Here is a 12,966-nt window from a genome sequence, read left to right as displayed (position 1 = left end):
GTTTTCTCCGCGCTCGCGGCCGGGGGAGCGGTGGCCGGGAGACGCGACGCCGCCGATCTGCGAGAATGAAGCCGGGCGTGTCCGTCTCCGGACCGTCCCTCACCCCCTGACCCGTCCGCCGCCGGCCCGACCGGCGCCGTTGACGCGCACCCGAAAGGACGCCCTCCCCATGAACTCCCGCAAGCCGCGAGGCTCCGGACGCACCCCCGCCGTCGGTCGACGGGGCGGCCCGTTCCAGGAGCGCGACTTCCAGCGACAGATCGGTGCCCGCCGCGGCGCCGCCGCCCCCCGTGAGGAGGCCCCCTTCGACGAGGACGCCGTGCCGCGCACCCGCGGTCGCCGCGGCCGCGGCGCCGGCGCCGCCCGGGCCAAGGCCGCCCACCTCGACCGCATCCACGACGAGTCGGGTGAGCGCCTGCAGAAGGTGCTGGCCGCCGCGGGTGTGGCGTCCCGGCGCGTGAGCGAGGACCTCATCGCCGAGGGCCGCGTGGAGGTGGACGGCGTCGTCGTCACCGAGCCCGGCGTGCGCGTGGACCCGGCCAAGGCCGTCATCCGCGTGGACGGCATCTCCGTGCAGACGGACGTGACCAAGCAGTACTTCGTCTTCAACAAGCCCCGCGGCGTGATCTCCACGATGGTGGACCCGGAGGGCCGGCCCTCGATCGCCACCTACCTCAAGCCCGGGCAGGAGCACCTGTTCCACGTGGGCCGCCTGGACAACGAGACCGAGGGCCTGCTCATCCTCACCAACGACGGCGAGCTGGCCAACCGCCTCACCCACCCGAGCTACGAGGTCCCCAAGACCTACGTGGTCCAGACCCGCGGCCCGCTGGCCAAGGGCGTCTCCAACCGCCTGCGCGAGGGCGTGGAGCTCGAGGACGGCGTGGCGCAGGTCGACTCGTTCAAGCTCGTCGACTCGACGCCGGGCCACGTGCTCGTCGAGGTCGTGCTGCACTCGGGCAAGAACCGCATCGTGCGCCGCATGTTCCAGGAGATCGGCCACCCGGTCGAGCGGCTCGTCCGCGTCAAGGTGGGCCCGATCCTGCTGGGCGACCAGAAGCAGGGCACCGTCCGTGCGCTCAACGCGCAGGAGCTGGGCCACCTCAAGGCCCTGGTCGGCCTGTGAGCGCGCCCGCCGAGTCCGCCGCCGCGCTCGGTGACGGCCCGGCCGGGATCCCGCAGCCCGTCCTCGTCCGGGGGACCGGCCTGCTGGGCACCTCGATCGGCATCGGGCTGAGCTCGGCCGGTGTGGACGTGCGCCTGCACGACCCCTCGCCCGCCGCCCTGGCCGTGGCCGCGGACATCCGCGCCGGGCGTCCGGCCCGCCTGGACGCCGAGGGCGACGACCTCGACGCCGCCCCGGGCCTCGTCGTCGTGGCCGCGCCGCCGGACGTGACCGCCGACGTCGTGGTGGACTCGCTGCGCCGCTGGCCCGCGGCCGTGGTGGTGGACATCGCCTCGGTGAAGGAGGCGGTCGCCACGGGCGTGCGCGCCGCCGTCGACGACGGCCGCCTGGCTCCACAGGACGCCGACCGGTACCTCGGGACGCACCCGATGGCCGGCTCCGAGCGGTCCGGTCCCGTGGCGGCCCGCGGCACCCTGTTCACGCAGGCGCCGTGGGTGCTGTGCCCGACGGACACGACCCACCCGGCCGCCCTCGCGGCCGGTCGGGCGCTCGCGCTGACGCTGCAGGCCACCCCCTACCGGATGGCCGCCCGCGCCCACGACGAATCGGTCGCGCTGATCTCGCACCTGCCGCAGATCGCCGCCTCGCTCGTGGCCTCCCGCCTGCAGGACACCCCGGACCAGGCGCTCGCCCTGGCCGGCAACGGGCTGCGGGACACCACCCGGATCGCGGCGTCGGATCCGCAGCTGTGGGTGCAGATCCTCTCCGGCAACGCCGGGCGGATCGTGCCGGCGCTGCACGGGCTGCGGGCGGACCTGGACCGGCTGATCCGCACCCTGGAGGACCCCTCCGCCCCCGGGGCGCGGCTGGACATGGCGCAGCTGATCGCCGAGGGCAACGCCGGTCGGGCCCGGGTGCCCGGCAAGCACGGGGCGCCGCCGCAGGCGTTCGCGGTGGTCACGGTGATCGTGGACGACGCCCCCGGGCAGATCGCGGCCCTCCTCGACAAGGTCGGCCGCACGGACGTGAACGTGGAGGACCTGCGGCTCGAGCACGCCTCGGGCCACCGGGTCGGCATGGTGGAGATCTCCGTGCTGCCCGGCCGCAGGGACGAACTCGTGGCGGCGCTGACCGCCGCCGGATGGAAGGTGGTCTGAGATGACCGAGCACACCCGCGACGACGTCGCACCCGCGCCGCTCGTGGTGGCGGTGGACGGGCCCTCGGGCTCGGGCAAGTCGTCCGTGTCCAAGGCCGTGGCCCGGCGTCTCGGCGCCGCATACCTGGACACCGGCGCCATGTACCGCGCCGTGGCGTGGCACTGCCTGCACGAGGGCGTCGACCTGGCCGATGCGGAGGCCGTGGCGGCGGCCGCCGTCGCCATGGACCTGGACCAGTCCACCGACCCGGACGTCGAGGCCGTGCGGGTCGGCGGCACGGACGTCACCGAGGCGATCCGCGGCCCCGAGGTCACGGACACGGTCTCCACCGTCGCCGTGGTGATCCCGGTGCGCGAGGAGCTGCACCGCCGCCAGCGGGCGGCGATCGCCGCCGCGGGCCGGATGGTCGCCGAGGGCCGCGACATCACCACGGTGGTGGCCCCGGACGCCCACGCGCGCGTGCTGCTCACGGCCTCCGAGGCCGTGCGCACCGCCCGCCGCTCCGGCCAGCTGGCCGCGGCGGGGGAGACCGGCGTCGACGCCGGCACGCTGCACCGTCAGGTGGCCGGGCGCGACGCCCGCGACGCCACCGTGTCCACGTTCGACCGCCCCGCCGACGGGGTGGCGCTCGTGGACTCCACCGAGCTCGACTTCGAGCAGACCGTGGCGGCCGTCCTGGCCGCCGTCGAGGACCAGGCCGGCATCCCGGCCGTGAAGGGAGGCCGACGATGACCGAGAACCCCCAGCACCGCTCCGGTGAGGACGAGTTCGTCCCCGCCGGCGACGATCAGGTGGCCGAGCGGCTCGCCGCCATGACCGAGGAGGAGGCCGAGGCGCGCGCCGCGTCGCTGCGCGCCGGCCTCGAGGACTACGAGCTCGAGGAGGACGACGCCGCCCTCCTCGACGCGTGGCAGCTCGGGCCCGACGAGGACGTCGACGCGCCCGTGCCGCCCGTGCTGGCCATCGTGGGCCGGCCGAACGTCGGCAAGTCCACGCTCGTCAACCGCATCATCGGCCGCCGTGAGGCCGTGGTGGAGGACGTGCCCGGCGTGACGCGCGACCGCGTCTCCTACGACGCCGAGTGGAACGGCCGCGAGTTCACCGTGGTGGACACCGGCGGCTGGGAGCACGACGCCAAGGGCATCCACCGTCGCGTGGCCGAGCAGGCCGAGCTGGCCGTGGACGTGGCGGACGCCGTCGTGTTCGTGGTGGACGCCACCGTCGGCATGACGGCCACGGACGAGGCCGTGGTCTCGATGCTGCGTCGCAAGGACCGCCCGGTGATCGTGGCCGCCAACAAGGTGGACGACATGGTCCAGGAGGCCGACGCCGCCACCCTGTGGTCGCTCGGCTTCGGCTACCCGTACCCGGTGTCCGCGGTGCACGGCCGCGGCGTCGCGGACCTGTTGGACGCCGCGCTCGAGGCACTGCCGGAGGAGTCCGCCCACGGCGGTCTCGTGCCGCGCGGCGGCCCGCGCCGGATCGCCCTCGTGGGCCGGCCGAACGTGGGCAAGTCCTCGCTGCTGAACAAGCTGGCCGGCTCGGACCGCGTGGTGGTGGACGACCTGGCCGGCACCACGCGCGACCCCGTGGACGAGCTCGTGGAGCTCGGCGGACGCCTGTGGCGCTTCGTGGACACCGCCGGCATCCGCCGACGGCAGCACATGGCCCACGGCGCCGACTACTACGCGTCGCTGCGCACGGCCTCCGCCCTGGACCGCGCCGAGGTGGCCGTGGTGCTGCTCGAGGCGCCGCAGGTGATCTCGGAGCAGGACGTGCGCATCCTCCAGATGGTGCTGGACTCCGGACGCGCCCTCGTGATCGCGTTCAACAAGTGGGACCAGGTGGATGAGGACCGCCGGTACCAGCTGGCCAAGGAGATCGAGCGGGACCTGGCGCACGTCGCGTGGGCGCCGCGCGTGAACATCTCCGCGAAGACCGGCTGGCACAAGGACCGTCTCGTCCCCGCGCTGGACCTCGCCCTGGACTCGTGGGACACCCGCATCCCCACGGGCAAGCTCAACGCGTTCCTCGGCGAGCTCGTGGCGGCCCACCCGCACCCGCTGCGCGGCGGCAAGCAGCCCCGCATCCTGTTCGCGACCCAGGTCTCGAGCCGGCCGCCCAAGTTCGTGCTGTTCACCACGGGGTTCCTGGACCCCGGCTACCGCCGGTTCATCGTGCGCCGCCTGCGCGAGACGTTCGGGTTCGAGGGCACGCCCCTCGAGATCGGGATGCGCGTGCGCGAGAAGCGCGGTCGCGGCCGCTGATCCGGCCCCGCCACCGACGACGTCCCTCGGCCTCCCGCGCCGGGGGACGTCGTCGTCCCGGCAAGCTCCCACAGTTCTTCCACCTTCGCCTCGTAGCCTGTGGGCATGAGCCTCATCCGACGTCGCCCCGCCGCCCTGTCCCTGGCCACCCTGGCCGCGCTCGCGCTGGCCGCATCCGGCTGCGCGGTCGACGACGGCGAGACCCGGGCCGCGCTGCAGAGCGCGGAGGACCGGCTCGCCCAGGCCGAGGACCGGATCAGCGAGCTGGAGGCGGACGCCTCGGACCGCGTGGACCTGGGGCAGCTGCGCCAGGAGGCGGAGGGCGCCCTCGAGGAGGCGGACCAGCGCGCCGCCGAGGTCGTCGAGGACCTGACGCGATCCCTGCCCTCCGGTTCGGACATCGTCGACGTCGAGGCCCTCCGGGAGGACGGGAAGGTGGTCATCGAGTTCGGCCAGTCCCTGCTCGAGGCCGATCCCCAGGTTCTCGAGGACACGATGCGGGAGGCGGCGGACCGGGCGCGCGACGCCATCCCGGACCTGGAGGACGTCGAATTCCGCGTGGGGGACCGGACCTTCACCTACTGATCCTGAGACGGCGCTCCGTGAGCCCCCGACACGCCTCTTCGACCCGCCCGGAACGGCGGATCGAAGCGGCCTGGCGTGTTACGCTTCACCCGTGCGCGACTGCACCCTCAGTCATGAGAGGGTTCGTGCAGACCGCCAGGCCCACCGGTACGCCAGGGCCGCGGTCGCTGGGGGACTCTCGGTCGGGTGGCCCTCGGTCAAGGGATGAGGGGTTCACGTCTGTGAAGAGGACGTGGGCCCCTTGTTCACGTTCCGGGGTGTCACGCGTTTTGCCCCTGACGACGACGCCCCGGCATACCCGCTCCCGATTCGCGTCCGGCGGTGCGGGTGGGGTATGCTCGTCGGGTGCTGAAGCGCGGATGACCGCGATTCGCCACGGGCTATGGCGCAGCTTGGTAGCGCGCTTGACTGGGGGTCAAGAGGTCGTGGGTTCAAATCCCGCTAGCCCGACCACATTCCCACGGGTCAGAGTCCGCATCTGCCTGGGAATACGGAATGAGGCCCAGGTGCTCCGTCGAGGGGAGCGCCTGGGCCTCTTTCTGTGCCTGGCATATTCCTTAGCGCAAACCGATCGAGACAAACCCTACGGTTCGGCGTTCGGCTCGACTTATATCCCCGGGAATTCAGAACTTCCTCAGTGGCCGAGCGGCTCGATCCAAAATCGATCTCGTCGGTGACCAGAGCGTTGGCCCTGAAGCCCCCTGGGTCTGATGGAGACTCGCGCTATTTGATTCCGACCAGCTGTTCGCGGCCGGCTTCGACAGCATAGAACGTGTCCTCGAACTCGGCGGGTGGGACGTCGCCGAGGTAGCCGTGGAGGCGTTGCGTGTTGTGCCAGGACACCCACCCGAGGGTCGCGAGCTCGAGGTCCTCGACCGTCCGCCAGGGACCTGGCCGTGCGGGTCCGCGGACGTGCTCGGCCTTGTAATAGCCGTTCACGGTCTCGGCCAGGGCGTTGTCATAGCTGTCCCCGACGGTCCCGATCGACGGTGTCGCTCCGATCTCGGCGAGGCGTTCGCCGTAGCGAATGGAGGTGAATTGAGACCCCGCGTCGCTGTGGCAGCGCAGGTCCTCGTGGCGAGCGCCGCGGGACCAGCGGGCCATCTCGATCGCGTCGAGGACCATCTCGGTGCGCATGTGTGACGCGCACCGCCACCCGACGATCATCCGGGAGAACGCGTCGACGATGAAGCAGACGTACGCGACGCCGGCCCACGTCGGCACGAACGCCAGGTCGGTGACCCAGAGCCGGTTCGGGGCAGGCGCGGTGAACTCCCGCTTCACGAGGTCCGGGTGCCGCGCCGCGGTCGGATCTGGCCGGGTCGTCTTCACCCGCTTCGACCTGGTCGCGCCCTTAATCCCTGCGGCGCGCATGAGCCGGCCCGTCTGATCTCGGCCGATGTCGATCCCGGCGCGACGCGCGGTCTTCCAGAGCTTTCTGACCCCGTAGACGCGGTAGTTCGTCTCCTAGAGCTCGACCAGCTGCGGGATCAGCTCCTCGTCCCGCACCGCGCGAGCCGAGGGGGCGCGGGTCTTGGCGGCGTAGTAGCTGCTCGGAGCCACCTGCAGCAGCCTGCAGATGAGCTCGACTCCGAGCCGGCGAGCGTCGACCAGGTCATCCTTGTTCGCGTCGATGAACGCGACTACTTCCGGTAGTGGCGGTCGAGCTCCGCCCCGAAGAAAGACGCAGCACGCTTGAGGACCTCGTTGGCCCGCCGCAACTCCCGGACTTCCTGCTCCAGTTCACGCACCCGCCGCGCCTCAGCGCTGCTCACGCCAGAGGTGACGCCGTCGTCGATGTCGGCTTGCTTGACCCACATCCGCACGGACTCGACCCCGTACCCGAGCTGCGTCGCGACCCGATTGACGGTCCCATGCTCGGTCCCCAGCTCGGCACGCAGCGTCCTCACCATCCGGACCGCCGCGGCCTTCTCCTCCGGCGAATACCGACGCGTCGTCGGCTTCCCCGCTGTCTGCTCTTTCGGCATAACTCCATCCTCGTTTCCAAGGTCAGGAGTCTCCAACAAACCCAGGGCGCTTCAATCGGTCAGGAAGGCAGCAGGAGCACCTTGATGTCGTAGTCGAGCTTGCAGAGATAGAAGATCAACTCGACGACGGGACGGTGACTATCCCAGCGGGGCTGTGAGGGGCCGATCTCGCAGAACCTTGCGGCAAACTCAACCTTCTCGCGCGCGGCCGGGATCGATGCGCGGAAGGCCGCTTCATCCCATTGCTCTTCGCTCATACTCCCGACCGTAGCGGTGAGTACCGACACGGCCGTGGGAGCTCTCAGCCCCAGAAGATCGGATCCTGGTGGCTGCCGATGTAGTCGAGCAGACTCTGGACGTTCTTCGTCGGGCGCCTCTTCGTGTACTCGTGGAACTTCATGTGCCGGTCACGCCAGTAGATGCTCCACTGGCCGGTCTTGACGGTGTATCGCAGGCGCGCGACCGGGAACCGCGTCCAGTCGCCCTGCCCGTCCCACGGCGGCCGCGTCTCGATGATCGTGACGTGCCGGTCGGCGATCTCGGCTTCTACTCTCACCTGATCCCACAGGTGCTCGGGCACGCGTTCACGGCACCAGCGGCCGATGCGCAGCAGGTCGGTCTCGGGCATAGCCATGGTCAAGTCCTTTTGAGTGGTGTATCGAGGCTTTGTCGGGTTCCTCGTGGTCGGGTGGGTTGTCAGGCGGCGAGTGCCGCGTGGCCGGGGTCGTCGGTCATGGTGTCGCTGACCTGTAGGGCGGCTTGTTCAGCCGCGGCTTTCGCGGCTGCTTCGGCGAGCATCGTGTCGGTCGCGGTCAGCAATTCCAGGCTCATGTAGCGCCGTGATTCGGTCCATTCGTCGTGCTGCTCGGCCAGCACCGCGCCGAGGAGTCTAATCACCGCGACTCGGCTGGGGAAGATGCCGACGACGTCGGTGCGTCTCCGGATCTCCTTGTTGAGCCGTTCGTTCGGGTTGTTCGACCAGATCTTCTTCCACACCTCCTTCGGGAACTTCGTGAACGTGAGCACCTCATCGCGGGCGCCCTCGAGGTGCTCGGCAGCGGCCGGCAGATGGGTGGCCAGGCTGTCGATCATGTGCTCGTACTGGGCGATCACCGCCTCGACGTCGGGCTGGGTGTAGACGCTGTGCAGCAGCGCTTTCACCGCGGGCCACTGCGACTTCGGGCACACCGCCATCAGGTTGGCCGCGTAGTGGGTGCGGCAGCGCTGCCACTGCGCCGTCCCGAACACCGCCCCGGCCGCTTCGACCAGCCCGGCATGGGCATCGGAGGTGATCAGCTCCACCCCCGACAGGCCGCGGGCAGCCAGATCACGGAAGAACCCGAGCCACCCCTCCCTGGTCTCCGCGGTGCCCAGTTGCAGGCCGAGGATCTCGCGGTAGCCGTCGTTGTTGATGCCGGTGGCGACCATGGCGGCGACCTTGACGACCCGGCCGTGTTCACGCACTTTGAGCACGAGCGCGTCGGCGGCGACAAACCGATACGGCCCAGCATCGAGCGGCCGGGTGCGGAACGCTTCGACCTGCGCATCCAGGTCTTTACTCATCTCTGAGACCTGCGATTTCGACAGGCCCGTGATGCCGAGAGTCTGCACCAGTTTGTCCATCCGGCGGGTGGAGACGCCGAGCAGGTAGCAGGTGGCGACCACCGTGGTCAGCGCTGCCTCGGCGCGGCGGCGCCGCTCCAGGAGCCAGTCGGGAAAGTAGGTGCCTTCGCGCAGTTTCGGGATCGCGACGTCGATGGTGCCGGCGCGGGTGTCCAGGTCCCGGTGCCGGTAGCCGTTACGCCGGTTGGTGCGCTCATCCGAGCGGGCGCCGTAGGCGGCGCCGCACACGCTGTCAGCCTCGGCCGACAGCAGGGCATTGATGAAGGTGGTGAGCATCTGACGCATCAAGTCCGGCGAGGCCTGGGTGAGCAGATCGGACAGAAACGCCTGGGGGTCGATATCGTGGGGAGCGGTCATCGCGGGTGTCCCTTTCGAGTGGGATGTGAGAGTTTCCTCGAAAGCCTCCCGCGGTGACCGCTTCTACTTCGCGGTCGACACGCCAACCGGAGTCAACGTGCTGCGGGATTCGTACACCACTCTGCCGGACGCAACTGCGCCGCACCCTCCACACCGGGATGAGCCTGCTGACCGACCGCCAAAAAGAACACCTCAGCGTCCTCTTCGCCCACGAGAAGCACGCCGCGGTCGAAGCGGCCTGGGAGATCTACCAGGCCATGGTCGCCGCGTATCGAGAATTCGACCGCGCAAAGGCTAAGGCCAAGATGGAGAAGGTGATCGCGGCGCTGAGCAAGAAGGTCCCCGACACCCTCGAGGAACTGGGCAAGCTCGGCCGGACACTGACCAAACGCGCCGCCGACGTGCTGGCGTTCTTCGAGCGACTGGGCACCAGCAACGGTCCGACGGAGGCGATCAACGGCCGGCTCGAACACCTGCGCGGCTCCGCCCTCGGCTTCCGCAACCTCACCAACTACATCGCCCGCAGCCTCCTCGAATCAGGCGGCTTCAGACCCTTGCTACACCCTCAAATGCGATGAGCCTCGAATGCAGGATCTTGTGCCGACAGCGGCGCACGATGGTCGCGGGGATCTCGAACAACCGTGCGCGAAACCGTTTGGGCTCCCAGCGACGTGCATCATGGCCGGCCAGCGCGATGGCCTGGATCCAGGCGACGATGACGCCGGCGAGCTGGACGATCTGGCACCAGACCTGGTTCTGCGCGAATCCCTGCAGCGGGAACTTCATCAGGCCCATGTCCTTGGCGTTGCGGATCCGGTCCTCGCAGCGCGCGCGGCGGCGGTGACGCAGCTCCAGCACTGGAAGCTGGCCGCGTGGGGCGTTGGTCGCGAACGCAGTGATCCGCATCCCTTTGTGATCGGTGATCCGTAGCTGCACTCCGGGGTGGGGGCGTTCCTTCCTTACGGTTACCCGCATTCCGGGGGCCACCCGGGCAGGTCCAGTAGTCCGGTCAGTTCCGCGACCCATGCCCCATCGCGGATCCCTTCGGTGTCGGTGTCGTAGGCAGGAGTCCACGCCTTCGCCTCATCAATACGTTCCAACAGGTCAGGAGTGTTCGCGGGGAGGGTGAACCCGACTGAGTAGGCCAGACGCTGCCGCTCCAGCCAGCCCGCGAAGTCCTTGGGGCCGCCGGCCCCGTCGGTGCGAATCAGGACCTTTTTCGATCCCCGCCCGCCCCGGCCCAGCAGGGCCGGTGGGAGCTGCGCAAGGGCCAGACGGGTGACGGCGATGTGATCGCTGGCGGTGTTCGAGCCCGCGTTGCCGGGGCGAAGGTGGATCGCGAGCGGTTCCCCGGTTCCTTCGCTGCCGTGGTCCAGGAACGCGTACAGAGGGTGGTAGCCGAAGCCGCGTTTGAACGTCGGGGCGGCTTGCTCCTTCTCACTGTGGACGTTGATCAGGGTGGCGTCGAGGTCGATGACCAGCGGGGTCTTCGCGCTCGTCCCCTCGGCCGGGGAATGCTCGCCGGCCAGGGCCCAGGCCTGCTCGCGCGCGGTCCTGCGAGCCCTGGCGATCGCGGTCATCACGGCGGGCGCGTCCTCAGCGAGGGTGGTGAGCGTGCGGGAGATCGTTGGGGCCGAGGCGACGTCACCGAACAGGCCCGGCTCGCACCGCAGCAGGTCGGTGTCACGGGCGACCTCCCCGCCCACCGCGAGAGTCATCGCGAGGTCCAGCAGGACCTTGGAGGCGTGATGCTCGGCCAGCGGTTTCGTCCATGAACCCAACGCTTCACGCAGCGAAGAGGCGAGGCCGGTGGCGTGGATCGTGTCGGTCAGCAGCACCGCGCCCGCATGCGAGGCCGCCGGGACCTCAGCGACGTCCACACGCGGGCGGGGGTAGAAGAACACGGTAGGGTGGGACACCTGAAAGGTGCTCCTTCCGGCCAGGGATTACGAGACTCGACACCCCGTATCATCCCAGGCCAGGAGCACCTTTCTCTATGACGCCCACCCGTCGAGACCACACCCCAGTGAAATCTCGAGGTCAGCGGGTGCTCGTGGCAGGGCCTGAACTGTGGTCCGTACACTCCTACTCATGGATGCGCTTGATATTGGACGGATCGTGGCCGGACTGGTGCTGCTGGTCTTGGGTGGGGAATTTTTGGTGCGTGGGGCGTCAGCACTGGCCGGACGTTTCGGGATTTCGTCATTGGTGATCGGTCTCACCGTAGTGTCAGCGGCGACGTCGGCACCCGAGTTCGCAGTGAGCGTCGGTGCTGTACTGCGTGATGAACCGGGGCTTGCCGTGGGCAATGCGGTTGGCAGCAACATCATTAATGTCCTGCTCATCCTGGGACTGTCCGCGCTGGTCGTTCCCCTCGCTGTAAAGCGGAGGCTGATCCGCTTTGACCTGCCCCTGATGGTCGTCTTGTCAGTTCTACTGCTCCTTGTGTCCCTGGATGGGAGGATCAGTGCGGTGGACGGGCTGATACTATTTTTCGGTGTGGTGGTCCACACCATAATGTCCGTGGTGATTAGTCGGCGGGACGCCAAGACCGCGGTGAATGCCCGGGAAGGGACAGGAGATTCGGCAACCGTCGATCCAGCCGACGAGGAAGGGGCTGCGCTAGGCGCCTCGGTCAGCAGGTCGCTCTTCTTTGTGCTGCTGGGGGTCGCGTTGCTGGTCGCCGGTGCCACGCTGCTCGTGGAAGGAGCAGTGAACATAGCCACCACGTTGGGCGTAAGCAGCCTCGTGGTCGGACTGACCGTTGTGGCTGTCGGGACATCGCTGCCCGAGCTGGCGACGTCCATCATTGCCGTGCGTCGCGGTGAACGCGACCTAGCGGTGGGCAACGTGGTCGGCAGCAATATCTTCAACATAGGGGTAGTGCTAGGACTAACCGCGCTCATCTCTCTTGAGGGCATTCCCGTATCCGGCGCCGCAGTGGCCTTCGATATCCCAGTAATGCTGGCGGCCGCAGTGGCACTACTGCCGATCGCGTTCACGGGCTTCGCGGTGGCGCGTTGGGAGGGCGGCTTGTTCGTGGTTTTGTACGCCGCCTACACCGGATACCTTGTGCTGGCTGCCACAGCGCACGATGCACTGGAGGGATTCACCGTAGCCATGGCGTGGTTCGTGCTGCCGTTAATCGCACTGACGCTCATTTCCTTTACAGCCTACGAAATCGGGCTCCGCAAGGGACGCCGAGACCTGGACCAGACCACGACTTCGACGTAGACCGTCGAGTGCATTCGGCTGCTGGCTTCATTCAGGTCGTCGGCTGAATGTAAATCGGCAAGAGATGACTGTCGGTTGGTGGTGTCATAGCGTCGTAGCAACACTCCCGGTCGGTGGGGGCTCGAGGCGAGGAGGCCTGGGATGGTGCGGCGGCGACTCACGTTCACGGAGCGGATGGAGATCTCGACGGGATCGAAGGCCGGGTGGGGAGTCCGGAAGATCGCGTCTCACCTGGGTAGATGCCCTTCGGTGGTCTCCAGAGAGCTTCGACCGAACTCGACGAAGACGCGCGGCTATCAAGCCGTGACCGCGGACGTGAAAGCGCAACGCCAGCGCTCTCGCCCACAGGTCCGGAAAGTGGCAAAGGACCCGGTACTCGAGGCCCGCGTCAACGCCGACCTCGCAGCGTCATGGATGCCGAACGAGATCGCGGGTCGCTTGCGTCTGGAGGCCGCAGACCCGACCGTTGAACGCATGGCGAACTCTCCCGACGCTCAGGGCCGTGAGCCGCCCCCTTCATTCGGTCCGGACGTTCTGTGAGTCGTCGGTTTCCATTTGATGGGTGCACTGCCGAGCGTACTCGGCTGGGGTTAGGTAGCCGAGCGAGGAGTGCCGGCGGTGGTGGTTG

General features: G+C 69.0%; 9 protein-coding genes, 1 tRNA gene, 4 pseudogenes and 1 other annotated feature. Of the genes and pseudogenes, 9 read left to right on the top strand and 5 right to left on the bottom strand.

Annotated elements, in window-relative coordinates; all coding sequences use genetic code 11:
- Positions 1-169 precede the first annotated feature (169 nt).
- The 6 genes from MF605_RS10800 (at position 170) to MF605_RS10775 (ending at position 5,589) form a co-directional block, all read left to right on the top strand.
- Positions 170-1,126, top strand: coding sequence for a pseudouridine synthase (locus MF605_RS10800; protein ID WP_036338127.1), 957 nt, complete (start codon positions 170-172; stop codon positions 1,124-1,126).
- The gene (locus MF605_RS10795) at positions 1,123-2,283 is read left to right on the top strand and encodes a prephenate dehydrogenase (RefSeq protein WP_061866972.1); all 1,161 of its coding nucleotides are present in this window, start codon (positions 1,123-1,125) and stop codon (positions 2,281-2,283) included. The genes MF605_RS10800 and MF605_RS10795 overlap by 4 nt, the downstream gene beginning before the upstream one ends.
- A gap of 1 nt (position 2,284) precedes the next feature.
- A complete protein-coding gene (gene cmk, locus MF605_RS10790) occupies positions 2,285-3,016 on the top strand; it encodes a (d)CMP kinase (protein ID WP_002857424.1) in 732 nt (243 codons plus the stop codon).
- Positions 3,013-4,551 (top strand): ribosome biogenesis GTPase Der, encoded by a 1,539-nt coding sequence (gene der / locus MF605_RS10785; protein ID WP_061866971.1) that lies wholly within the window; start codon positions 3,013-3,015, stop codon positions 4,549-4,551. The genes cmk and der overlap by 4 nt, the downstream gene beginning before the upstream one ends.
- 105 nt (positions 4,552-4,656) lie before the next feature.
- Positions 4,657-5,136: a hypothetical protein gene (locus tag MF605_RS10780; protein WP_061866970.1), complete on the top strand. Its 480-nt coding sequence runs from the start codon at positions 4,657-4,659 to the stop codon at positions 5,134-5,136.
- A gap of 376 nt (positions 5,137-5,512) precedes the next feature.
- Positions 5,513-5,589, top strand: a tRNA-Pro gene (locus tag MF605_RS10775).
- 270 nt (positions 5,590-5,859) lie between these two features.
- Here the strand turns inward: MF605_RS10775 and MF605_RS10770 are convergent.
- The 4 genes and pseudogenes from MF605_RS10770 to MF605_RS10755 form a co-directional block, all read right to left on the bottom strand.
- Positions 5,860-7,124 (bottom strand): annotated as a pseudogene (locus MF605_RS10770) (IS3 family transposase).
- Positions 6,691-6,825: a sequence feature (AL1L pseudoknot), on the bottom strand. Its footprint overlaps the pseudogene before it by 135 nt.
- 59 nt (positions 7,125-7,183) lie before the next feature.
- On the bottom strand, positions 7,184-7,381 hold the full coding sequence (locus MF605_RS10765) for a hypothetical protein (RefSeq protein WP_010078466.1): 198 nt from the start codon (positions 7,379-7,381) through the stop codon (positions 7,184-7,186).
- A gap of 44 nt (positions 7,382-7,425) precedes the next feature.
- Complete coding sequence (locus tag MF605_RS10760; RefSeq protein ID WP_036315702.1) at positions 7,426-7,758, bottom strand: DUF3024 domain-containing protein; 333 nt, start codon at positions 7,756-7,758, stop codon at positions 7,426-7,428.
- A 62-nt stretch (positions 7,759-7,820) separates the two neighbouring features.
- Positions 7,821-9,104 carry an IS256 family transposase gene (locus tag MF605_RS10755; protein ID WP_036337267.1) on the bottom strand — a complete coding sequence of 428 codons (1,284 nt, stop codon included), beginning with the start codon at positions 9,102-9,104 and terminating at the stop codon, positions 7,821-7,823.
- A 137-nt stretch (positions 9,105-9,241) separates the two neighbouring features.
- On the opposite strand from MF605_RS10755, the pseudogene MF605_RS10750 reads away from it, so the two are divergent.
- Positions 9,242-9,682, top strand: a pseudogene (locus tag MF605_RS10750) (ISL3 family transposase); the annotation flags it as partial.
- On the opposite strand, the pseudogene MF605_RS10745 reads toward MF605_RS10750, so the two are convergent.
- A pseudogene (locus MF605_RS10745) lies at positions 9,651-11,023 on the bottom strand (IS1380 family transposase). The pseudogenes MF605_RS10750 and MF605_RS10745 sit on opposite strands and share 32 nt — an antisense overlap.
- Positions 11,024-11,195: 172 nt before the next feature.
- On the opposite strand from MF605_RS10745, the gene MF605_RS10740 reads away from it, so the two are divergent.
- Together MF605_RS10740 and MF605_RS12025 are read left to right on the top strand one after the other, a co-directional pair.
- Positions 11,196-12,338, top strand: a complete 1,143-nt coding sequence (locus MF605_RS10740) for a calcium/sodium antiporter (protein ID WP_043282823.1) — start codon at positions 11,196-11,198, stop codon at positions 12,336-12,338.
- 141 nt (positions 12,339-12,479) lie between these two features.
- A pseudogene (locus MF605_RS12025) lies at positions 12,480-12,842 on the top strand (transposase); the annotation flags it as partial.
- Positions 12,843-12,966: the final 124 nt, after the last annotated feature.

Origin of the sequence: Micrococcus luteus, from assembly GCF_022664405.1 — a bacterium.
In the GTDB taxonomy this organism is placed as follows: domain Bacteria; phylum Actinomycetota; class Actinomycetes; order Actinomycetales; family Micrococcaceae; genus Micrococcus; species Micrococcus luteus.
This window is presented reverse-complemented; position numbering and strand designations above follow the sequence as displayed.

Bases quoted from the DNA above. Each gene is read 5' to 3' on its own strand.
- MF605_RS10800 (WP_036338127.1), top strand. From the start codon at position 170: ATGAACTCCCGCAAGCCGCGAGGCTCCGGACGCACCCCCGCCGTCGGT.
- MF605_RS10765 (WP_010078466.1), bottom strand. From the start codon at position 7,381: ATGAGCGAAGAGCAATGGGATGAAGCGGCCTTCCGCGCATCGATCCCG.
- MF605_RS10755 (WP_036337267.1), bottom strand. From the start codon at position 9,104: ATGACCGCTCCCCACGATATCGACCCCCAGGCGTTTCTGTCCGATCTG.
- MF605_RS10760 (WP_036315702.1), bottom strand. From the start codon at position 7,758: ATGGCTATGCCCGAGACCGACCTGCTGCGCATCGGCCGCTGGTGCCGT.
- MF605_RS10740 (WP_043282823.1), top strand. From the start codon at position 11,196: ATGGATGCGCTTGATATTGGACGGATCGTGGCCGGACTGGTGCTGCTG.
- der (WP_061866971.1), top strand. From the start codon at position 3,013: ATGACCGAGAACCCCCAGCACCGCTCCGGTGAGGACGAGTTCGTCCCC.
- cmk (WP_002857424.1), top strand. From the start codon at position 2,285: ATGACCGAGCACACCCGCGACGACGTCGCACCCGCGCCGCTCGTGGTG.
- MF605_RS10780 (WP_061866970.1), top strand. From the start codon at position 4,657: ATGAGCCTCATCCGACGTCGCCCCGCCGCCCTGTCCCTGGCCACCCTG.